Genomic DNA, 22398 nt, shown 5'->3' with positions numbered 1-22398 from the left:
GACCCACAGAAAGCCGGCTTCTGCAAGGAAGCCGGTTTTTTTGTGTCTGGAGAGGGAAAAGCCATGAGCACGGAATCCGCACCCGGCGCTGAATACGCGCCCGAGGCCCCCGCAGGCTGGGCGCGGTGGCGAGCGCGGCTGGCGCGTCGCGTCCTGCCACGCTCCCTGCTGGGGCGGATGCTGCTGATCGGGTTCATCCCGCTGCTGGCCACGCAGGCCATCTCGCTCGAACTGTTTTATGGCAACTACCTGCAGATCGTCTCGCGCCGCCTGTCATCTGACATGGCCACAACCATCTCCATGACGCTGGACATGCTCGAGCGCTATCCTTCCCCCGCCGACCGCAAGTGGATTCTGGAGGATGCCGGCCATCGCGCCGGGCTGGTCATGACCCTGCATGAGGGGGAGAGCCTGGAAAGGCGCGGCTCGAACCACGTGCTCGGCCCCATTGACGAGGACCTGGCCCGTGACCTGCAGGCCAGCGTGCGCTGGCCCACCTTTGTCGACTGGAAAAAGGCCCGCCGTCGTGTCGTGATCCTGGTGCAGACGCCTATTGGCGTGCTGCAGGTCGTAGCCCTGCGCAAGCGGCTCGACGTGGCGCCAGTGTGGCTGTTCGTGGCGTGGGCCTCGGGCAGTGCGCTGCTTCTGTTCCTGATTGCGGCGCTGTTCATGCGCAATCAGGTGCGCGCCATCCGCAGGCTGGCGCGGGCGGCGGAACTGTTCGGGCTGGGGCGTGATACGGTGCCCATCGTGCCCGAAGGCGCGCAGGAAATCCGCAAGGCCGCCGTGGCCTTCAACCGCATGCGCGACCGCATCAACCGCTTTGTGGAGCAGCGCACCACCGTGCTTGCCGGCGTCTCGCATGACCTGCGCACCCCGCTCACCCGCCTGCGGCTTTCACTGGCCATGTTTCCGCGCACCGGCATGGTCCGTGCGGAGGACCTTCAGCCCGATATTGCCGACATGATCGGTGATATCGTGGAGATGGAGCATATGATCGAGGGGTATCTGTCATTTGCACGCGGGGAAGGGGCGGAAACGCCCACGGTCATCCGGGTGGAAGACCTGTTCGAGGAAAGCGTTGCCGCCCTGCGCCGCGTGGGCGCGCAGGCGTGCATCGGGTTCGTCAATCCGCCCGATCTGAGCATCACCGGGCGCAGCAATGCCCTGCGCCGCGTGCTGAACAACGTGGTGGAAAACGCGCGGCATTACGCCACCCGGATCGAGCTTTCAGCCGAGCGCGGGCGCAAGCAGGTGTTCGTGTATATCGATGATAACGGCTGCGGGGTGGAGGAAGCCCGGCGCGAGAGCGTGTTCCGCGCCTTCGAGAGCGACAAGGAAGGCGGCACCGGGCTTGGCCTGGCCATCGCGCGTGACATCATCCATGCCCATGGCGGCCATATCGGGCTGGAGGCGGGGCCGCTTGGCGGTGCGCGGGTCAGGATCGAGCTGCCTGCCTGAGCGTGGCCCTGGCAGGCACGGCATCAGGGCAGGGTATTGCCCGCGCCACCATGGCCGGGGCCACCGTTCATGCTGTTCATGGGGCCTGTGCTGCCGCCATAGGTGCTGCTCATCTGGCTGAGCGGGTTGTAGCGGCCCACATTGCCCAGGATCTGCTGCATGATGTTGATCTTGGTGCCCGGCGTGGGGGTCCTGCCCGGCATCATGGTCACGTAGCGGGCGTCATCCTTGTGCAGCGTGCGCAGGTTGCGTAGCACGCCATCCTGGTCGAAGGTCAGCACCACCACTTCCTGCTTTTCCACCTGCGGGAAGCTGATGGGCGCCAGCACCTGCTTCATGGAAACATAGAGCCATGTATTGTCATCAAACGTGGCATGGCCGGTGGGCGAGCCGAGCGCGTCCATCACGTCCGAGCGTGAGGTCTCGCCTATCTTGAGCTTGTTGTAGTCATCCGCCTCGACCAGCGAGCCGCGCTGCATGGTGCTTGGCTTGAAAACGCTGCATCCGGACAGCGCGATCCCCGCCCCGATGACAGCGCACGAAAACACGCGTAATGAACGGGAGCGGAGCTGGTTGTCCTTGGGTGACCTCATGGTCGGAAAAATATCCTGAAATGGGGCAGGGCGCAAAGCGGTTCGTCTTCCCGGTGCCCCATCGGGTAAATGAAGTCAATCGCAGATCGCCCTGGTGGTGGAAAAACACCCCGCCAGCCCCATGTTTTTACCATCGTCGCAACACGGGGGCCCCCCGTGGTCACATGTGCAGGAGTTAACGAGATGGATGCAGAATTTTCCCGCCCGCTTGCCGTGGGCCGCATCCCGGTCCAGGGCATGGAAACGGTGATCGAGGCGAAAGACACCGAATGCCGCGCGCTGGCCCGCCGCTTCGGCATTCCCGGCCTGCGCAACCTGTCGTGCCGCTACCGGCTCAAGCCGGGGCAGGACGGGGAGGTGCTGGCCGAGGGCTGGCTGACCGCCCATGTCACGCAGGAATGCGTGGTCAGCCTCGAGCCGTTCGAGGATGTGATGGCGGAATCGTTCACCGTGCGCTGCATCCCTGCCGCGCGTTTCAGGGAGGACGACGAGGTCGACCCGTTCTCGATTGATGAAGTGCCCTACGAGCGCGATACCATCGACCTTGGCGAACTCGCGGCGGAGGAGGTTTCGCTCGCGCTCGATCCCTATCCGCACAAGCCCGGCTGCGAAATTCCGGCCGAATTTGCGGGCACCGAAGAGGGGGCTCCGGAAGAAACCCCGCGCAGGCAGCCTTTTTCCGCTCTGGCCGAGTTGAAAAAAAAGCAGAACTGACGCAAAGGAGAGGCGCGAGCGGGGGTGTCTCGCCATGGCTCATGCACATAATCCCTTGTGCAAGTGCAAATGGTCTGCTAGAGCGCCCCCCTCAATTATTGATAACTGACCGGTGTAACGCCACGAGGGTGTGCCTGCCGGTTGTGATCCAGATCGGAGGGGCCCGGGCCCATGGCTGTACCCAAGAGAAAAACCTCGCCGTCCCGTCGTGGCATGCGTCGCAGCCACGCTGCGCTGAGTGTTCCGGCGCATGCGGAATGCTCCAACTGTGGCGAACTCAAGCGCCCGCATCACGTCTGCAGCCACTGCGGGCATTATGATGGCCGCGAAGTCGCTTCCGCCGGCAAGGCGCTGAAGACGGCGGTCCGCGCCTGATAACACGACGCCACAGGCGTCATTACCCGGTAACGGCGCGGCCCTGCTTGGTCGCGCCGGCGGGCTGGCCTCGGGCCGTCCTGTCCGGGTCGCGCGGGGAATATGATCTTTTCAAAGTGTATTCCCCGATCTTGCGCGTTCCTTTCTTACCCGGCACAAGACGAGCATGAGCGAGACAGGTTCCTCCTTTTCCGAGACTGGGCCTTACACCCTTGCCATTGATGGCATGGGCGGGGATGGTGGTCCGGAAGTTGTAGTGGCCGGACTGGCGATTGCGGCAGACCGACATCCTTCAGCCAGGATTCTTCTGGTTGGCGATGAGGCGACGTTGTCCGGCCTTCTGGCCCGCCATCCGCGCGCGGCCGCCATCTGCACAATCCGTCCGGCCAATTCGGCCATTCCCATGGACATGAAGCCCACCGCAGCCCTGCGCGTGCGCGATTCCTCCATGCGGCTGGCCATGGATGCGGTATCACAGGGCGAGGCGCAGGGCGTCGTTTCCGCTGGCAACAGTGGCGCGATGCTGGCGCTGGCCAAGATTGTGGTCAAAACCCTTCCCGGCATTACCCGCCCGGCCATGGCCGCCATCAGCCCCACCACGCGGGGTGACGTGGTCATGCTCGACCTTGGCGCCAACGTCTCGTGCGACTGGCGCAACCTGGTCGAGTTCGCCATCATGGGCGAGGCCTTCGCCAAGGCGGTGCTCGGCCTGCCCGCGCCCACCATCGGGCTGCTCAATGTCGGCTCCGAGGAGCTCAAGGGCGACGAGCGCCTGCGCCAGGCGGCGGAAGTGCTGCGCAACAGTTCGCTTGCCCGCCAGTTCCACGGCTTTGTGGAAGGCCATGACATCACCGCCGGCACGACCGATGTGGTGGTGACGGACGGCTTTACCGGCAATGTCGCGCTGAAAACGGGCGAGGGCGCGCTGAAAATGGCGTTCACGCTGCTGCGGCAGGTCTTCACCTCCAGCCTGCTGGGCCGGATCGGTTACCTGCTGGTGCGCCCCGGGCTTGAGCGGATGAAGGAATGGCTCGACCCGCGCCGCTATAATGGCGCGGTATTCGTGGGGCTGAACGGGGTTGTGGTCAAGTCGCATGGCGGCACGGATGCCGAAGGCTTTGCCGCGGCGGTTGACGTGGCGATGGACATGGTCACCCACCGCTTTACCGACAGCATCCGCGAGCGCCTCGGGCACATGGAAAGCCTCACCGCCGTCAAGGCGTCCGACCCGTCGCAGACGGTCCCTGCATCCTGATGCGGCAATAACAGCCGGAGCGGGGTCAGCAGGTTGCACCTGCCTGCGCCCGCCCGTGCATATGAAATGATAGTGGTGGAAAAACAGGCATGACGGCGAAACGCTCGCTTCTGTCCGGTTTTGGCGGTTACCTGCCCGAGCGGATCGTTACCAACGATGAACTGGCCACCTGGCTCGATACATCGGATGAATGGATTCGCGCCCGCACGGGAATCGCCCAGCGCCACATGGCGGGCGAGAACGATACCGCCGTTTCCATGGCCGCCCAGGCCGCCCGGCAGGCGCTGGATTATGCCGGTGCCACGCCTGATGATGTCGATGCCGTCATTGTCGCGACCAGCACGCCCGACCAGGCCTTCCCCTCTACTGCCGTGCGGGTGCAGGCCGAACTGGGCATGACCGGCGGCTTTGGCTTTGACCTTGCCGCTGCGTGCTCGGGCTTCATCTATGCGCTGTCCATGGCCGATTCGCTCATTCGCAGCGGGCAGGCGCGTTCGGCACTGGTCATTGGCAGCGAAGTCTATTCCCGCATTCTCGATAAAACAGACCGGGGCACCTACGTGCTGTTCGGCGATGGGGCAGGGGCGGTATTCCTGACCGGCGCGGATGACGCGGCGGGGGAGGCGGGCATCCTGTCCACCCACCTGCATTCCGATGGCCGCTATGGCGACCTGCTTTTTGTCGATGGCGCGACGGGCCAGCATGACAAACCCGCCCACCTGCGCATGAACGGGCGCGAGGTGTTCCGCCATGCGGTGGGCAAGCTGTCTTCCTCGGTGGATGAGGCGCTGGCCGCCAATGGCCTGAGCCATGCGGATGTGAACTGGCTGGTGCCGCACCAGGCCAACCTGCGCATTATTGATGGCGTGGCCCGCAAGCTGGCCCTGCCGCCCGAGCGCGTGGTGGTGACGGTGGACCGGCATGCCAATACATCCGCCGCCTCCATTCCGCTGGCCCTGAACGAGGCCGTGCGCGACGGACGCATCAACAGGGGCGACCTGGTGCTGATGGAAGCCCTGGGTGGTGGACTGACATGGGGGTCGGCGCTGGCGCGGCTGTAATGTCGTTTCGGTACCACATTGAAACGGGCACGAAACAAACCGCCCGCAGGCCTACGACATTCAATTGACGATACGCACGCACATGCATAACTTTTACGCATGAGCACCGTCACGCGCGCCACTCTGGCAGAACACATATACGATCAGGTTGGCCTGTCCCGCCATGAATCCGCCGATATTCTGGAAGATATCCTTGAGCGGATGGCACGGACCCTTGAGGCTGGCGATACCCTTAAAATAAGCGGGTTTGGCACGTTTTCTGTCCGGCAGAAGGGGCAGCGCACGGGCCGCAACCCCAAAACCGGCGTGGAAGTACCGATTCTGCCACGCTCCGTTCTGGTGTTTCGCCCCAGCCAGCTGCTTCGTGCCCATGTCAACGGACAGTCCGCCGGGCAGGCCCCGCCGGAAGGAGACGAGGAATGACCACGGAGCACGCTCCAGCCAGCACGCTTGAGCCAGGCACGGACTGCCTGCCGATCTATGAGGTCGCGCGCGAGCTTGGCCTTGCGCAGCATGTCATGCGTATGTGGGAGGCCAGCTTTCCGCAGCTCCAGCCGCTGCGCGGGCCGGTCGGGCGGCGTTACTACCGCCCGCAGGACATCATCGTGCTGCGCGAGATTGCCGACCTGCTTTATGTGCGCAAGCTGTCGGTGGCGCAGGCGCAGGCTGAACTAGCGCGGAAGGCTCTTGCCGCACCCGAATCCGGCGGCGAGGCCGTAACCCCGCCCGGCGAACCGCCCGTGGCGCAGGCCCTCGTGGCGCCGGACGCGCCGGTGGAAGCCGCTCCCCCCGCTGCCGAGGAAGCGGCAACCGATGCCGTGCAGGTGACGGTGATCGAGGAAGTGGTGGAAACCGTGGTTGCCTGCGACATGCCGCCCACGGTGGCCCCGCCCGTGCCTGAGGCGCCCGCAGTGGTGGAAGACGCCGCAACCGGGGCTGATGCTGCCCCTGAGCCCGAAATCGTGGCGGAGACGGCAGCGCAGGAGCCTGTGGACGAGCCGGAACAGCCGCCGCTTGAGCAGATTGTCATGATCGAGGTTGAGCGCCTGCAGGCGGAAAATACGGTGCTGCGCGACAGCCTGCGCGGCGTGCTGGTCGAGTTGCAGGCCCTGCGGCAGATGGTGCCGGTCTGAGCCAGGCATTTTTTTTCGTTTTGGTTCATTACATGGGTTGCAGTTCCCCCGGGTGGCTGCTACACCCTGCGCATCGCAGACAGGCGGGCAGTAGCGCAGCCTGGTAGCGCATCAGTCTGGGGGACTGGGGGTCGTGGGTTCGAATCCCGCCTGCCCGATATCCCTGTCTGCGATAAGAATACCAAGCAAGCAAGGCATCCTGAAAAGGGTGCTTTTTTTGTATCTGGCGCCCGGAAGCCAGAGGCCCGGCTCAGTAGCGGGCCCGGCTCCAGTTCAGCCACAGCATGTGCAGCACCGCCATGATGGCAGGCCCCATGAACAGCCCGAGCAGGCTCCAGCTTTCAGCCCCGCCCAGTATGCCCGCCAGCACCCACAGGAAGGGCAGCTGCGTCGAGCCGCCAATCAGGGCCGGGCGCACGAGGTGGTCCGCCAGGAAGATGACGGCCATGCCCAGCAGGATGATGGCCATGGCGCCGAACAGCGCGCCGGTCTTGATGAGCAGCATGAGGGCGACGGCGCTGATGGCGATGAAGGCGCAGAACGGGATCATCGCGGCGATGGCCGTCACCACCCCGAACAGGAAGGGATGCGGCGCACCTGCGATCAGATAGGCCACGGCCATCAGCATGCCTTCGCCAATGCCCACGAGCACCAGCCCCGATACCGAGCCATGCACCGAGGCGATCATCTGCAACGCGATCCGCTCGCCCCGCTTGCCAAAGGCGCGGCGCGAAACGTTGAGCGACTGGCGGATGACGGAATCGCCATCCTTGAGCAGGAAAAACAGCGTGAGGATGGCAAAGGCGAACAGCAGCACGCGGTGCAGCACCTGCGAGCCAAGCTGCTGCGTGACCTTGACGCTCTGCCCGATATTCATCGTGCCGAGCAGGGCGGACACATCCGCCGGGTTCTTCAGGTGCTCGTTCCACCATGCGGTGATCGCGGCCTGCCCATAAGGCAGGTGGCTGAGCCATTCCGGCACGGGAATGCCCGACCGACGGGCTTCGTTGAGGAAGCGCAGCACGCCTTCCGCCTCGCGCCCCGCCTCCAGCCCGAACAGTGCGAGCGGCCCGATGAAGATGAAGGCGATGGCCAGTGTAAACAGCAGCGGCAGCAGCGTTTTATGTGCCCGCCCGTTCCACCGCCGCCGCGCACGCGCGTAAAGCGGCCAGGAGGCGATGGCGAACACGCAGCCCCATATCAGCGAGGGCAGGAAGCCGCGCACCGTGTAAAGCCCCAGCAGCACGAAAAACAGCGCCAGCATCGCGCGCGCGATGCGCTGCGTGCGCTGGGTCTCGCGGAATGAACGGAAGGTTCGCATCGTGGAGGGATCGACCTCGCGCCCTGTCATGGGGGCGGGAAAGCCATCCTGATCCGCGTTGTGGGGATCCGTCATTCTTGTTCCTCTGGGATGTGCGGGCTCTGCTGTAAGGGGCTACTTATGCTAACGCGCCCGTGTGCGGAAAGACATTAATCCTGTCTGGCGGGTGCCGTATCGATCGCCCACAGGGCAAAGGCGTGGATCAGGGCGGCTTCCTTGAGGGAGTCGAAGCGCCCCGTGGCCCCCCTGTGCCCGGCCTCCATGTTGGTGCGCAGCATGATGGGGCGCTCCGAGCGGTTATTGGCGCGCAGGCGGGCCACCCATTTGGCGGGCTCCCAGTAGGTTACGCGCGGGTCGGTCAGGCCGCCCATGGCCAGTATGGCGGGGTAGGCGCGCGGGGCGACCTGCTCATAGGCGGCGTAGCTGGCAATCAGGTCATAGGCTGCCACATCTTCCAAAGGGTTGCCCCATTCGGGCCATTCCGGCGGCGTCAGCGGCAGCGATGCGTCAGACATGGTGTTGAGTTCATCCACAAACGGCACCACGGCCACGATGCCCGCAAACAGGTCGGGCCGCATGTTGGCGATGGCCCCCATTACCATTCCACCAGCGGAACGTCCATCAGCCACGATGCGGCCGGTCGCGCCAAAGCCCTCGGCCACAAGGGTTTCGGCACAGGCGATGAAATCGCTGAACGTGTTGGGCTTGTTGCGCCCGCGCCCGCCAAGGAACCAGTTCCAGCCTTTTTCCGAGCCGCCGCGCACATGGGCAATGGCGTAGAACCAGCCGCGATCGACAAGGCTGAGCGTGCGGGTGGAAAAGACCGGGTCGATGGCATGGCCATAGGCGCCATAGCCATACAGCAGCAGCGGGGCGGAGCCATCAATGGGCGTGTCATGGCGGCCCAGCACGGTTACCGGCACCAACTCGCCATCCGCTGCCCGCGCCATGAGCCGCCAGCAGCGGTACTGCGCCGGGTCGTGGCCTGATGGTACCTCCTGCCGTTTGAGCAGGGTCTCGGCCCCGCTCACCATGTCACGCGCATGCCATGCGCGCGGGGTGGTGGGGGACTGGTAGATGTAGCGCAGCTCGGTGGTGTCGTATTCGTACCCGCCCACCAGTGTCAGGTCATAGGCGGCTTCATCGGGTTCAAGGGCCTCGGTTGAGCCATCCACACTGCGGATGATGATGCGCGTATTGGCATCGCGTCGCTCGCGCCAGGCGAGGTGGCCCGACCAGACCATGCACTCCGTGATGTAGCGGCCCGGCTCATGGGCCACGAGGTCGCGCCAGTTGGCGCGCGCAGGTGCCGCATCGGGCGTGGTCATGAGCTTGAAGTCATACGCGCCATCGGCATTGGTCAGGATGATGAAATCCGTGCCCTGATGGTACAGCCCGTACATCAGCCCCGTCTCGCGCACGCTGGCGCAGCGTGGTGCCGCCTGCGGGTCGTGGCCGGGGATGAGCCAGGATTCGGAGGTGTCGTGGTTGCCGCTGGAGATGATGATCCACCCGCCCGAGCGCGTGGTCTCCACGCCCACGAAAAAGCCGGGATCGGCTTCCTCATACACCAGCGTGTCGCGCTCCTCGCCAATGCGGCGGCGATAGACGCGGGCCGGGCGGCCATGGCTGTCGCGCCAGACCCAGAACAGGAAGGCGCTGTCGGGCGAGAACACGAACGCCCCGCTACAGTTCTCGACCGGGGGCAGGGGCGCGCCGTCACCACTCAGCCTGCGGATGTGGATGCGGTAGATTTCCGAGCCCTGCGTGTCCTCCGCATGGGCGAACAGGCTGTGATCAGGGCTGTGGGCGGCGGCGGCTACGGCGTAATATTCATGCCCCCTGGCCGCTTCATTCACGTCCAGCAGCACTTCCTCCGCTGCCGGGGTGGCGGTGGGGTAGCGTTTATAGACCGGGTACTGCGCGCCGGCCGTGTAGCTGGTCTGGTAGCAGTAGGGGCCATGCGGGGTGGGCGGATAGGTGTCATCCGCCTGCATGCGGCCCTTCATCTCGGCCACCAGCGTGTCCTGCAACGCGTCCGTGCCGGACAGGACGGACTGCGTATAGGCGTTTTCCGCCCGCAGGTGCCCGGCAATATCGGGGCGCAGCAGCGTGGGGTCGCGCAGCACCTCCTGCCAGTTATCATCCTTCATCCACGCATATTCATCGTGCCGGGTGCGGCCAAGCTGCGTGATGGCGTGGGGGATCTGGCGGGCAATGGGGGGCGTGGTCATCGCATGGTCCTCGGGGAGCAGGGGTTCAGGCTGAGCGGGGGGCGTGCCAGCCGGTCAGGCCCTGGCGCAGGCGCTGGCCTTCGGGGCTGGCGGCATCGATCATACCCGTGCGCAGGAACAGGTCGATCAGCACGAGGTTGACGTTGAACTTGAACGCATCCGTGTCACGCACCAGCGTATAGGCTTCCTCGATCGGGATCAGGCGGAATTCCTCCACTTCCCCATCGGCGGGAGTGGGCACGAAGTCGGGCGGCAGTTCGAGTTCGAAGCAGTGCAGCACGTCGCGCCGCAATCCCTCGGGGCGGTCGAGCGCGTAGCGGATATCGGCAGTGGGGCGGGCGCGCTGCACCAGTTCTGCTGGCAGGCTGGCTTCCTCCGCCGCTTCCTTGAACAGGGCTTCGGCCGCCGTATGGCCTGCCGGTATGCCGCCCGCCACGAGGTGGTCGAGCTTGCCGGGGTCGAGGCGCTTGGTCATGGAGCGCCGCGCGATCCACAGATGCAGCCCGTGGGGTAGCCTGACCAGTCCATTGAGGTGCACGCCCGCTGCCATCAGTCCAAACAGCGGCAGCGCGCCCCGGTCGATGCGGGCCACGGGGGGCAGGGCCATGTCGGTCCAGACATCGAACAGCTCATGGTGCGAGCGGTACACGCCTGCCTGCGCCATGGCCTCGCCAATGGCTTCAAGCCGGGCGGGGTCGGCAAGGGTGACGGTGTCGCCCGCATGGGTCATGCCGTGTTCAAGCAGCACCGGCAGCAGGGCGGGCTGCACCCAGCCCGCGGGGGCATGCCCCAGCCGGAACTCCAGCCGCCCGCCGGGCAGCACCGCCGTGTTGCAGGCGGCGATATGACGAAAGAAACCTTCAAGGCTGCGTGACATGTTCCATCCCTGTCCTTCGGGTTGAGGGTGGCATAACGGCTGCCCCCCGGCCTGACAATGCCACCCCGCGCCATGGCCGGGTGGGAATATGGGTTGCAAAACAGGCGGCGTGTGCCACATGCCGGTGCTATGGCTGTTTCCCCCACGGCCCGGCCCGACATGCCGGAGCGCTCCGCCGCCGCCACCCTGCGCGGCCTGTTACCCTATCTGTGGCCGCGCCATGACCTGCGCACCCGCCTGCGCGTGGTGGGCGTGTGCGTGCTGCTGGTCGCGGCCAAGGTGGCCACCATTGGCGTGCCCTATGCCTATAGCCGCGTGATCGATGCGCTCCAGCCGCATGCGGGGGGCGTTGCCATGATGCCGCTCCTGCTGATCGTGGGCTATGGCCTGCTGCGCATGGCCGCCGCCGGACTGGGCGAACTGCGTGATGCCCTGTTCGCCCCGCTGCGCTACCGTATCAGCCGGGTTGCCGCCATGCAGAGCTTTACGCACATGCACAGGCTCTCGCTGCGCTTTCACCTCAACCGCCAGTCGGGCGGGGTAACGCGGGCGATTGCGCGCGGCACGGAAGCCATCGAGACGCTGCTGCGCGTGGGCGTGTTCAACGTGGTGCCCACGCTGATCGAGGCGCTGATGGTCATCCTCGTGATCTGGAGGTTGTTCGACTGGCGCTATGCCGTGGTGATGCTGGCGGCGGTGGCGGCCTATGTGGCGTTTACCATCAAGTTCACCTCATGGCGCATCGGCCTGCGCCGCCAGATGAACGAGATCAACAGCGAGGCGAGCTGGAAGGCGCTCGACAGCCTGCTCAACTACGAGACCGTCAAATATTTCGGTAACGAGGAACACGAGCGCCAGCGCTACGAGGATGCCCAGGCCCGCTACGAGCAGGCCGCCATCCGCACCCAGATCTCGCTCAACGGGCTCAATTTCGGGCAGGCGGCGATCATTGCCGTGGCCCTGATCGCGGTCATGCTCATGGCCGGGCGCGATGTGGAGGCAGGCCGCATGACGGTGGGGCACTTCGTGCTGGTCAATACCTACCTCATGCAGCTTTACCTGCCGCTCAACTTCCTGGGCAGCGTGTACACCTCGCTGCGCAATTCACTGGTCGACCTCGAGCACATGTTCGGCCTGATGGATGAACGCGCCGACATTACCGATTCCGCGCACGCCCTGAGCCTGCCCGCACGGCTGGACGAGGCGCCGGCCGCCGATATCCGCTTCGAGGACGTGCATTTCAGCTATCGCCCCGACCGCGAGATCCTGCGGGGCATCAGCTTCCATGTGCCCGCGGGCCACCGGGTGGCCATCGTGGGGCCGACGGGGGCGGGCAAGTCCACCATCAGCCGCCTGCTGTTCCGCTTCTATGACGTCACGGTGGGCCGCATCGTGGTCGATGGCCACGACATACGCGACTACACGCAGGCCGCCCTGCGCGGGGCCATTGGCGTGGTGCCGCAGGATACCATCCTGTTCAACGACACCATCGGCTACAACATCGCCTATGGCCGCCTTGGCGCCACGCAGGCGGAGGTGGAGCAGGCGGCAAGGCTCGCCTGCATCCATGACTTCATCATGAGCCTGCCCGAAGGCTACGCGACAAGGGTGGGCGAGCGGGGGCTCAAGCTCTCGGGTGGCGAGAAGCAGCGCGTGGCCATTGCGCGCACCATCCTCAAGAACCCGCGCGTGCTGCTGCTTGACGAGGCGACGAGCGCGCTCGACACCGGCACCGAGCACGAAATCCAGACCGCCCTGCGCGCGGTGGCCGCCAACCGCACCACGCTCATCATCGCCCACCGGCTCTCCACCATCGTGGACGTGGATGAAATCCTTGTGATGGGACATGGCCAGATCCTCGAGCGCGGCACGCATCGCGCCCTGCTTGAGTGCGGCGGCCTGTATGCAGGCATGTGGGCGGCCCAGGCGGAGGAGGATGCCGAGCGCGGGTGAAGCCCCTCACGCAGGCTTGTGACCCCTTTCATGCCCGCCCCGCACTGGTCAGGGGCGGCAAGGCGGTACATATCAGGGATAACGCGAAAAGGAGCCGTGACATGACGGACAAGACCAACACGCCCCCCGAGGGCGACGCCATCCCCCCCGAACTGAGCCATTGCGGCGCGGTGGTGGACAAGGCCATCGAATACATGCTGGGCGAGAACCTGCCGCCCATGGCCATAGCCTCCGCCCTGCTGGGCGGCTCGCTGGGCCTGCTGTCGCGCACCATGGGGCGCGAGGCCATGCAGGGCCTGCTTGAAAACGCGCTGCACAGCGTGCAGGCGGGCGAACTGCACCCCGACCATGAAGGCGGGGCGGCCTGAACAGGAGCCACGAAAGGGCTGGAACGGGGTCGTTTCAGCCCTTTTGCACACAAAATATGCCGAATCATGCTTATGCGTCTTGACGGATGGCGGTGGTTTGGCGATAAGCCGCGCCTAATCTAGACGATCCTTGCCGGGCATTTATGCCTCGGCCAAAGTTATATCCGAGGATGATAAAATGTCTCGCCGCTGCCAGATCACAGGCAAGGGCGTGCTGACCGGTAACAACGTCAGCCACGCCAACAACAAGTCCCGCCGCCGCTTCCTGCCCAACCTGCAGGAAACCTCGCTGCTGTCCGATATCCTCGGCACGGCCGTTCCCCTGCGCATGACCACCAACGGGCTGCGCACGGTCGAGCACAATGGCGGGCTGGACTCGTTCCTGCTGTCCACCCCGAACCGCAAACTGACGCCGGAAGCCATGACGGTGAAGCGCCGCATCCTGCGCGTTCAGGAAAAGAAGGCCGCCGTGGCCTGACACGTTCCGGGCTGCTTCCCCGCCATTGCGGGGAAATGGCCCGGCGCTGTCAAAAAGCCTGACTGAAGTCTGGCGCATTGTTCCGCTGTGCCGGTCTGCGTCGTCCAGGTTGAAAGAGACTGAGGGCGGAAGCAGCTTACGGTTCCGGCAGGCGCGAAAGGGAAAGGTTCCCCTTCGCGCCCGTGTTGTCTTGTGGAGGTTCTCCCGTGTCCGCCAAGTCTGATCTGTCCCTGATTCGCAATATCGGTATTACCGCGCACATCGATGCCGGCAAGACCACCACCACCGAGCGTATCCTGTATTACACCGGTGTGTCCCACAAGATCGGTGAGGTGCACGAAGGCAACACCACCACCGACTACATGGCGCAGGAGCGTGAGCGTGGCATCACGATCACCTCGGCTGCCGTGACGTGTGAGTGGGAAGGCCACCGCATCAACATCATCGACACCCCGGGCCACATTGACTTCAACATCGAAGTCAACCGCTCGCTGCGCGTGCTCGATGGCGCGATCTTCATCATCGAAGGCGTTGCCGGCGTGCAGCCGCAGTCCGAGACCAACTGGCGTCTGGCTGACCGGTACAACGTGCCGCGCATCATCTTCATCAACAAGCTCGACCGTACGGGTGCCAACTTCTACAACGCGTTCGACACGCTGAAGGAGAAGCTGGACATCGTGGCGATTCCGCTGCAGCTGCCCATCGGCGCGGAAGAGAACTTCGTTGGCGTGGTCGACCTGATCGAAATGCGCGCCATCGTGTGGGAAGGCGGCGAGCTTGGCGCGAAGTTCCACTACGAGGAAATTCCTGCCGACCTGAAGGAAAAGGCCGCCGAAGCGCGCCAGAACCTGCTCGACACCGCGCTGTCCGTTGATGACGCCGCGATGGAAGAATACTTCGACAAGGGCGACGTGGACGTTGCAACGCTCAAGCGCTGCATCAAGAAGGGCACCATTGCCGGTGACTTCCGCCCCGTGCTGTGCGGCACCGCCTTCAAGAACAAGGGCGTGCAGCCCCTGCTCGATGCCGTGATCGACTTCCTGCCCGCGCCGAACGACGTGGAAGGCATCCGCATCGCTCCGCCGGAAGACGAGGAAGTTGACGAGAACAAGCTGCCGATCATCCCGGTTGACCCCGATGGCAAGTTTGCTGGCCTCGCCTTCAAGATCATCAACGACAAATACGGCACGCTGACCTTCGTGCGTGTTTACCGTGGCGTGCTCAAGACCGGTGATACGGTGCTGAACACGACCAAGGGCCACAAGGAGCGTATCGGCCGCATCTACCAGATGCATGCCGACAAGCGCGAGGAACTGTCTGAAGTGCACGCAGGCGACATCGCCGCCTTCGTGGGCCTCAAGGACAGCCAGACCGGTGACACGCTTGCCGACCCGGCCGACCCCGTGGTGCTCGAGCGCATGACCTTCCCGATCCCGGTCATCGACATCTCGGTCGAGCCGAAGACGAAGGACGGCGTGGAGAAGATGACGCTGGCGCTGCAGAAGCTGTCTGGCGAAGATCCCTCCCTGCGCCTGAAGACCGACCAGGAAACCGGCCAGACCATCCTGTCCGGCATGGGCGAGCTGCATCTCGACATCATCATCGACCGCCTGCGCCGCGAATATGGCGTGGATGCGAACATCGGCGCGCCGCAGGTGGCGTATCGTGAAACGATCACCAAGCCGCATGTCGAGACCTACACCCACAAGAAGCAGTCGGGTGGTTCGGGCCAGTTCGCGGAAGTGAAGATCGAGTTCGCGCCGGTCGAGCGTAACGAAGGCATCTCCTTCGAGAACAAGGTTGTTGGCGGCACGGTGCCCAAGGAATACATCCCGGCGGTGGACAAGGGCATCCAGGCTCAGGCCACGACCGGCGTGCTCGCGGGCTTCCCCACGGTGGACTTCAAGTTCACGCTGCTCGACGGCAAGTACCATGATGTCGACTCCTCGGCGCTGGCGTTCGAAATCGCAGCCAAGGCCTGCTTCCGTGAAGGCATGAAGAAGGCCGGTCCGGTCATTCTCGAGCCGATCATGGATGTGGAAGTGACCACGCCGAACGATCACGTGGGTGACGTGGTGGGTGACCTCAACCGCCGCCGTGGCATGATCCAGAGCCAGGAAACCGCAGGGTCCACCGTCATGGTCCGCGCTTCCGTGCCGCTGAAGGAAATGTTCGGCTACATCTCGCACCTGCGCTCCATGACCAAGGGTCGTGCATCCTTCACCATGCAGTTCCACCACTACGATCCGGTGCCCCGCAATGTTGCGGAAGAGATCATGGCGCAGTCCGCCTGATCTTTCTCGAAAGAGAGTGCCTGAAAAAAACCGGCCCCTGCGAGGGGGCCGGTTTTTTTGTATGAAAAACAGGGCTTGGAGAGGCATGGCCCTTTAAGGGCAGCACGCACCGTTGGGCGCAGATAAATGTCAGGTGCTGGGCAGGCTGGCAGGTTTTTTCGGCCGGATCTGGTGTCCTGCCATGAAGCAGGTTCAGGAATGCTCACAGTTAACCGATACGCACCAGATTAGTGAGGGGGACGCCTGCACGCCCAATGAACATTGAAGATATTACTGGACGACAAGAGTGACGACGCGAATTTTAAGGTGAAAATGGCCACAAATTATTTTTTATTCGTATTTTTTAAATAAAAAGAATTAATTTTATTATTTTGTTCAGATTATTATATGTGAATATTGATAGATGTGCGGGAGAGATAGAAAAACCTGAATACAAATATTTTATAAATATGAAAGAATAAAAAATATAGTAAAATACGATGGTTTTTACGCATTATTGGTTAAAGGTGGAAGTTATAAGCCAAAAAAAATCTTTATGATAATGGTTAAAGCTATGATCAATTCGAAGTATTCATGGTAAACACTATAATACTTTTATATGCAGTCATTTCAAAAGCACAAAATAAAAAATCTATTATCTTGGTGTATCCATGGATGTTGGCGGAAATTCTTATCATCACATGGAATATACGGTGAATGGAGAGAAAAAATATACCAATGTGGTCGATGTTGATGACGGAACACGCTGCTATGAGAAAATATTAATGCCGGGCGCCCAACCCCAAGCTGTAATTATAAAACAAATGCAGCGTTTCCATTAAGCCTGAACCAGCCATCCAAAATAGTGTTCGTTTCCGACCCCTTCTGTAATACAATTCAACGATGTTATCGTGCCTACGGAAGCCCATGCATTACTTGATCGTGTGTGGCAGGAAGTGGCGCCTGAACCCAGCAGCAGAAGCACAGCCGGACGCCCAGGCGCAATAAATTCACCATGACCGCCCCAGGCGGCAGCCCGAAGCAGTCAGAACGGCCCGAAGCGTGATCCACCGTCACGCGGGGTGGGGATCAGTATCGCGCTCCAGCGACCGGGATGTCCCGCTCCGGCCACATCCTCAACCCTTTATATGCATACCTTGCTGCGGGGGTATTCTGGTCCACAGCTTCTCCTGTAGCCGGACCTTCCCGTCTTCAAGCAGTTTTTCAAGGTGCGCCTGCAGGTTCAGCCGTGCCGCCCGGTGCAGGGCAGGGCGCAGGTTGTGGTACAGGCTGTCCACGATTTCATCGAGCGTGCTCGGCCGGGCTGGCAGCAGCGCCATGATGCTGTCCTCGCGCGCCATGCGGTGGGCCACAAGCCCGTCAATGCAGGCTTCCACCCGGGTTATGGCGGGGCCATGCGCAGGCAGCAGCAGGCGGGCGTTACGGGTGCGTACAGAGTCCATGCTGCGCAGGAACTGCCGCACCGAGCCATAGGGTGCGGGCGGGATCATGGTGGTGGACCAGCCCATGATATGGTCGCCGGTAAAGATGATGCCATCCGCCGTTTCAAGGCAGATATGGTCGCTGGCATGGCCGGGCGTGTACAGCACCCGCAGGCCCGCAATCCGGTCGCCATCGCGCAGGCCGATATCGGGTGTGAAATCCGGGTCTTCGCTGGCATGGAACCCACAGACCGGAATGCCCAGGCGCTGCCCCAGCGGGCGGGCGCCATCAAAGTGGTCATGATGGGTATGGGTCAGGATGATGTGGGTCAGCGGCCGCTCACCCGCCGCCGCCACAAGGGCGTCCAGATGCGCGGGCTCCGCGCTGCCGGGGTCTATGAGCGCGCAGCCGCCATCATGTTTCACCAGCCAGCTATTGGTGCCATTGCCGGTCATGGGGCCGGGATTATGGGCGACCACCCGCCTTATGGCGGGTGTCTGGGGCAGGGGGGTCTCATAGGGTGGGGGCGGTTCGCTGACCCGCCACCCGTTGCGCGGCGCAGGCTTAGCCAAATGCGCCAACATGGTGCATCACGCCGGTGCTGATTTCACGCACCATCTGGAACAGGCGCTGCATCGGTTCGAATATTTCGGTGTATTCGCGGCTGTAGGTACCTTCCTGCCGGGGGCCGTGCGGCTCGTGGAAATCGAGGTCGAAGCTGCCATCGGAGCGGTAGGGGAAGATCTGCTCCAGTTCCTTGAGCACGGCGGGCACTTCAAGGCACAGCACCTTCAGCGTCATGACATCACGCGAGAAGGCATGCCGGGGCGAGAAGTAGGGCACGCGGGTGGAAAGCAGCCAGATCTGCTCGATCAGCGCGATGCGGATGGCGTGCAGCAGCAGCTCATCGGGCTGCATGCGCGGGGCTTCGGGCCAGGCGCGGCGCAGGGCGAGATGGTCGGACTGGATGCGGCGAAACATGGCCTGCGTGGACGCCCAGAAATCAAGCTGCTCCAGCCCGTGCATCAGGGTCAGGCAGGCTTCCTGCGCGCCCGCGTCGCGCTGGGCGGTGGCGCGTTCCAGCCACATGTCGGGGTCAAGCAGGCGGATCACGCCGCGCAGCACCCCGTGGTCGGAATGGGCCAGGCCGTGGGCTGCGAAATCCATCGCGCGGCGGAAGCGCGGGCTCTCGGCCAGGTATTTCTCGAAGGTTTCGGGGTGGCGGGCCGCCGCCGTGCCCAGCCCCTGCAGCGTGTTCGCGCACCAGGCCAGCTGTTGCAGGATGGCGTTGTTGGGAATGGCGCGAAGCTGACTGGGGTGCTTGATGCGCGTGACCGTGGAGGCGGCATCGCTCTGCCGCGCCGAGGGGCGCGAGCCGGTCTTGTCGATCAGCGAGGGGCCGAAGGCGCCGAGCAGGGCGGCATAGCCGGGGTCTTCCACCAGCCCGGTCATGCCATTGGCGATGGTGGAGAAGAAATCGGCCGAGAAATCCGGCTCGTCATACACCGGGTCGCGGTCAAGCGCGCTTGTGGCAAAGGCATGCTCGGCAATGATGCTGACCGTGGCATCGGCCAGGGTCTGGGTACCGAACAGAAGGTAGCCATCCCCGCCCTGGAAGGCGGTTTCCTCACGGAGCTGGATGCCTGCGCGGGTGTAGCGGGCACGCGCATGCGGCGGCGAGAGATAGTCGAAGCGGTCGGCCAGCCGGTAGGGATGCGCGCCACGGCCGATGCTCTCGCCATGCGTGTCGAACAGGATCACCTCGACAAAGGCGAGATCCCACTTGCGCAGCAGGTCGCATACCTTGATGCGCAGCCGCTCGATCAGGTAGGTCGCGGCCAGCTGCCCCACATACCGCCCGGAATCGGAGAAGCCGAACTGCAGGCTCAGCTTGCGCGTGCGCTGCAGGTAGGCGCGCCAGTGCGGCGAGCGCAGGGCCTCCTCAATGATCTGTTCGCCGTTTTCCAGCGCATCCTGCGTCTCGAACAGGGGCGAGATCTCGATCATGTCCTCCACGCCATACAGCCGCGCCAGCCACAGCGCGGTAAGCAGGGTGTAGCCGGTCTCGGTCTCGGCAATGAGGAAGCGGATGGGGCTGGTGCGGTCGATATGGCGCAGGATCTGGCGCACCGTCATCATCAGCCGGCCCGCGCTGGCCTGTTCCATCAGCAGCGAGCCGAAATCGATCTCGACCGGCTCCACCGTGTCCAGCGCCTCGTTCATGCGGCTGATCAGCGCGCGGCGCTGGGCGGGAATGTCGGGGTTGTCGGTAATGTGGAGGCGCTGGCGGGCGATGTTGTGCAGCTGTGTCGCGTTGAGGCGCGTATGGGTATGCGCGGCGGAAAGCCCGTGCGCCATGAAGCCCGCGCGGGCGACCGTCAGCGGCATCTTGTCCTCGGCGGTGGCGGCGTCGATCGCCTCACTGAAGGTCGCGCGCAGGTCGTTGCTGCTGGTCAGGGCCTCCGTGCTGCGGTTGATCAGCACATCGGCAAAGCGCGACACGCCTTCGGGCTCGGGGCCGGTGGGGCAGGCGGCGATCTGGGCGGCCACGGCCTCAAGGGCCGTGGCCACGCGGGCCTGCAGGTCGTTTGAGCACGAGGCGACGGGCTCGAGCTGGGCCTGCAGGCGGCCCAGCTGCAGCTGCTTCATGCGCAGGCGCAGGCGCAGCGTGTCCCACCAGCCGATATCGGTGCGGCCATCGGTGTCGTAGCCTACCCAGCTGGTCATGATGATGGGGCGCGGCACCAGCGTGGACCACAGCTGCGGCCAGTGGGTGCGCGCCTCTGACAGCAAGATGGTGTTGAGCCGGTCGAGCGCGTTGCGCCCGCGCAGTATGGCCTGGGTGGCGAGCGTGAACTCCTCATCCAGCGTGGGCGGCCCTACGCGGCGATGCGTGAGGAAGGCGGGAACGTGGTCGGGCGCGGTCGCGGGGTTGGTGGAGGCCAGGTCGGCCAGCGCCTCATAGACCGGGTTGGCCAGCGCGAAGGTGGGGTGCGCGGTAAACACGGCGGCAAAGCGGCTGCGCTCGATGGCGGCGCGGAAGCGCGCGATGGGTACCGGGCTGTCAGTGGGGTCGGGCTGCACGATGTGGCGGGCGACGTTGCGCATGCGCGTGGTCACGGCCTGTTCATCCGGCCCGTCGAGGTAGGTGGCAATGTGGTGGGCGCGGCCGGCAAAGGCGCGGTCGCGCAGCAGGCGCACGATGTCCTCCACCGTGCCCATCGGCAGGGCGCCGCTGGTCATCTGCCTGCCAATCTGGCGGGCAAGCGCCATGACAGGACTGCCCGATGCGGTCTCATCGTGGCTTTCGATCAGCTGTCTGGCCTGCTGGAGCAGGTCGGACACATTCCGCGCGGCGGCTTCGGTCATCGGGTTGTCCTGTCATGAAAGGTCGTCATGGTTCTGCCTTCCAAATCCCATGTTCGGCGGCGGGCCGCAATGTCCCGCATGGCTTATTCATGTCTATTTGAGGCGTTATATCGAGTGTTGCTTGGGCTGGCGGGGAGACAATGGTATCAGTGGCTTCATGAATGGTATTCCACAAACGGACCAGGATGCGCGGCGCACCCTGCTGCGCTACAAGCGGTCCGCAACGGGCCTGCTGGTCGGCATGGCGGGGCTTACGGTGGCAGGCTACGCCCTGCCGCAGATGGGCTGGCTGGCCGATCGGCCCTGGCTCGAGATCCTGCGCTCGGGCACCAAGGCGGGCGTGGTGGGTGGCCTGGCGGACTGGTTTGCCGTGACCGCGCTGTTCCGCAGGCCGATGGGGCTGCCGATTCCGCACACCGCCATCCTGCCCGCCCAGAAGGAGCGGCTGGCGCAGGCGCTCGGGCGCTTTGTTTCCAACAACGTGTTTACGGAAAAGGAAGTGGGAGCCGCCTTCAGCCGCATCGACCTGCCTTCGCTCATTGGCAATATCCTCCAGGAGCCCGAAACCGCCGAGATGGTCAATCGCGCCGTGCTCGGTTCCGTGCCCCACGTGCTCGACCGGCTGGAGGATGGGCGCGCGAGTTCCGCCATCGCCAGCCTGCTGCCCACCCTGCTGGGTGGCGAGGAGATCGCTCCCATCGTGACCCGCAGCCTGCGCGCGATGGTGGATGGCGACTGCCATCAGGAGGTGCTGTCCTTCCTGCTCTCAAGGCTCAAGGAAGGGATCAAGGCCAAGGAGCCCGCCCTGCGCATGATGATCGAGGACCGCGTGCGCGAGCAGGGCGGCCGCGTGCTGGGCTGGGCCATTGGCGGCTCGATCGCGACCAAGGTGCTGCTGGCCGCCAGCCAGGAACTCGACCGCATCGATCCGCAGAACTCCGAGCTGCGCGAAGGCTTTACCACATGGGTGCGTACCGAGATCGACCGGATCGAACTCGACCCCGTGCGGCGCGGCGAGATTACGGATGCGGTGATGGGCGTGCTGAGCCATGACAGCGTGCGCGGCTGGAGCAGCGATGTCTGGCGCCGCCTGCGCGGCGTGATTGAAGAGGACATGAACAAGGGCGAGGCCAGCTGGGTCGCTACCCTGGTGCGCGACGCCCTGCAGCGCCTGGCCGACCAGATGTACAATGACGCCGCCATGCGCAAGCGCGTGGAAGACGCCGCGCGCAACATGATCGTGGGCAGCCTGCCCTTCCTGCGCGATCGCATGTCGCGTTTTATTTACTCGGTCGTGAATGGCTGGGATGCAGAAAGCCTGAGCGACCGGCTGGAACTGCGCGTGGGCAAGGATCTACAGTATATCCGGCTTAACGGCACGCTGGTCGGTTTTCTGGCGGGGTGTGGCCTGTCCGTGTTATTACAGCTGATATTCGGAACCGGGATCGGCTAGGGCATGCCTGTGTTACGATTGGACTTGACGGCGCCCG

Annotated in this window: 19 protein-coding genes and 1 tRNA gene; 14 read left to right on the top strand and 6 right to left on the bottom strand. The window is 64.0% G+C overall.

Annotation, left to right across the window (positions count from 1 at the left end):
- The first annotated feature begins 63 nt into the window (after window positions 1-63).
- Window positions 64-1461: a sensor histidine kinase gene (locus tag DV027_RS03490; protein ID WP_130730546.1), complete on the top strand. Its 1398-nt coding sequence runs from the start codon at window positions 64-66 to the stop codon at window positions 1459-1461.
- 23 nt (window positions 1462-1484) lie between these two features.
- Here DV027_RS03490 and DV027_RS03485 read toward each other — a convergent pair whose 3' ends face one another.
- A complete protein-coding gene (locus DV027_RS03485; protein WP_130730545.1) occupies window positions 1485-2054 on the bottom strand; it encodes an outer membrane protein assembly factor BamE in 570 nt (189 codons plus the stop codon).
- A gap of 183 nt (window positions 2055-2237) precedes the next feature.
- Between DV027_RS03485 and DV027_RS03480 the strand changes: the two genes are divergently transcribed.
- The 7 genes from DV027_RS03480 (at window position 2238) to DV027_RS03450 (ending at window position 6750) form a co-directional block, all read left to right on the top strand.
- Entirely contained in the window at window positions 2238-2768 is a 531-nt protein-coding gene (locus tag DV027_RS03480) for a YceD family protein (RefSeq protein WP_130730544.1), read from the top strand.
- Window positions 2769-2939: 171 nt separating this feature from the next.
- Window positions 2940-3143 (top strand): 50S ribosomal protein L32, encoded by a 204-nt coding sequence (rpmF, locus tag DV027_RS03475; protein ID WP_010506434.1) that lies wholly within the window; start codon window positions 2940-2942, stop codon window positions 3141-3143.
- 166 nt (window positions 3144-3309) lie between these two features.
- Window positions 3310-4398 (top strand): phosphate acyltransferase PlsX, encoded by a 1089-nt coding sequence (gene plsX, locus DV027_RS03470; protein WP_110568861.1) that lies wholly within the window; start codon window positions 3310-3312, stop codon window positions 4396-4398.
- An 89-nt stretch (window positions 4399-4487) separates the two neighbouring features.
- Window positions 4488-5459 (top strand): beta-ketoacyl-ACP synthase III, encoded by a 972-nt coding sequence (locus DV027_RS03465; RefSeq protein ID WP_130730543.1) that lies wholly within the window; start codon window positions 4488-4490, stop codon window positions 5457-5459.
- Window positions 5460-5558: 99 nt separating this feature from the next.
- A complete protein-coding gene (locus DV027_RS03460) occupies window positions 5559-5882 on the top strand; it encodes an integration host factor subunit alpha (RefSeq protein ID WP_130730542.1) in 324 nt (107 codons plus the stop codon).
- Window positions 5879-6592 carry a MerR family transcriptional regulator gene (locus tag DV027_RS03455; protein WP_130730541.1) on the top strand — a complete coding sequence of 238 codons (714 nt, stop codon included), beginning with the start codon at window positions 5879-5881 and terminating at the stop codon, window positions 6590-6592. Before DV027_RS03460 ends, DV027_RS03455 begins: the two co-directional genes overlap by 4 nt.
- Before the next feature lie 84 nt (window positions 6593-6676).
- Window positions 6677-6750, top strand: a tRNA-Pro gene (locus DV027_RS03450).
- Between the two features lie 92 nt (window positions 6751-6842).
- On the opposite strand, the gene DV027_RS03445 is transcribed toward DV027_RS03450, so the two are convergent.
- From DV027_RS03445 to DV027_RS03435, 3 genes are all read right to left on the bottom strand, one after another.
- Entirely contained in the window at window positions 6843-7988 is a 1146-nt protein-coding gene (locus tag DV027_RS03445; RefSeq protein ID WP_130730540.1) for an AI-2E family transporter, read from the bottom strand.
- Window positions 7989-8062: 74 nt separating this feature from the next.
- The gene (locus DV027_RS03440; protein WP_130730539.1) at window positions 8063-10147 is read right to left on the bottom strand and encodes a S9 family peptidase; all 2085 of its coding nucleotides are present in this window, start codon (window positions 10145-10147) and stop codon (window positions 8063-8065) included.
- A 25-nt stretch (window positions 10148-10172) separates the two neighbouring features.
- Window positions 10173-11024 carry an NUDIX hydrolase gene (locus tag DV027_RS03435; protein WP_130730538.1) on the bottom strand — a complete coding sequence of 284 codons (852 nt, stop codon included), beginning with the start codon at window positions 11022-11024 and terminating at the stop codon, window positions 10173-10175.
- Window positions 11025-11153: 129 nt separating this feature from the next.
- On the opposite strand from DV027_RS03435, the gene DV027_RS03430 reads away from it, so the two are divergent.
- The 5 genes from DV027_RS03430 to DV027_RS17365 all read left to right on the top strand — a co-directional run bounded on the left by DV027_RS03430 (window position 11154) and on the right by DV027_RS17365 (window position 16938).
- Window positions 11154-12977 carry an ABCB family ABC transporter ATP-binding protein/permease gene (locus DV027_RS03430; protein WP_130730537.1) on the top strand — a complete coding sequence of 608 codons (1824 nt, stop codon included), beginning with the start codon at window positions 11154-11156 and terminating at the stop codon, window positions 12975-12977.
- Between the two features lie 101 nt (window positions 12978-13078).
- The gene (locus DV027_RS03425) at window positions 13079-13345 is read left to right on the top strand and encodes a hypothetical protein (protein ID WP_130730536.1); all 267 of its coding nucleotides are present in this window, start codon (window positions 13079-13081) and stop codon (window positions 13343-13345) included.
- A gap of 178 nt (window positions 13346-13523) precedes the next feature.
- The gene (rpmB, locus tag DV027_RS03420) at window positions 13524-13823 is read left to right on the top strand and encodes a 50S ribosomal protein L28 (RefSeq protein WP_061272153.1); all 300 of its coding nucleotides are present in this window, start codon (window positions 13524-13526) and stop codon (window positions 13821-13823) included.
- Window positions 13824-14029: 206 nt separating this feature from the next.
- Entirely contained in the window at window positions 14030-16117 is a 2088-nt protein-coding gene (fusA, locus tag DV027_RS03415) for an elongation factor G (RefSeq protein WP_130730535.1), read from the top strand.
- A 650-nt stretch (window positions 16118-16767) separates the two neighbouring features.
- Window positions 16768-16938: a hypothetical protein gene (locus DV027_RS17365; protein ID WP_165399095.1), complete on the top strand. Its 171-nt coding sequence runs from the start codon at window positions 16768-16770 to the stop codon at window positions 16936-16938.
- A gap of 294 nt (window positions 16939-17232) precedes the next feature.
- Here the strand turns inward: DV027_RS17365 and DV027_RS03410 are convergent, their stop codons facing one another.
- Window positions 17233-18123 carry an MBL fold metallo-hydrolase gene (locus DV027_RS03410; protein ID WP_130730534.1) on the bottom strand — a complete coding sequence of 297 codons (891 nt, stop codon included), beginning with the start codon at window positions 18121-18123 and terminating at the stop codon, window positions 17233-17235.
- Window positions 18104-20908, bottom strand: coding sequence for a phosphoenolpyruvate carboxylase (locus DV027_RS03405; protein WP_130730533.1), 2805 nt, complete (start codon window positions 20906-20908; stop codon window positions 18104-18106). The genes DV027_RS03410 and DV027_RS03405 overlap by 20 nt, the downstream gene beginning before the upstream one ends.
- Before the next feature lie 157 nt (window positions 20909-21065).
- Here DV027_RS03405 and DV027_RS03400 point away from each other — a divergent pair, with 157 nt between their 5' ends.
- The gene (locus DV027_RS03400; protein WP_130730532.1) at window positions 21066-22361 is read left to right on the top strand and encodes a DUF445 domain-containing protein; all 1296 of its coding nucleotides are present in this window, start codon (window positions 21066-21068) and stop codon (window positions 22359-22361) included.
- The last annotated feature ends 37 nt before the right edge of the window (window positions 22362-22398 follow it).

The organism is Komagataeibacter xylinus, assembly GCF_004302915.1.
Taxonomy (GTDB): Bacteria; Pseudomonadota; Alphaproteobacteria; order Acetobacterales; family Acetobacteraceae; genus Komagataeibacter; species Komagataeibacter xylinus_C.
This window is presented reverse-complemented; position numbering and strand designations above follow the sequence as displayed.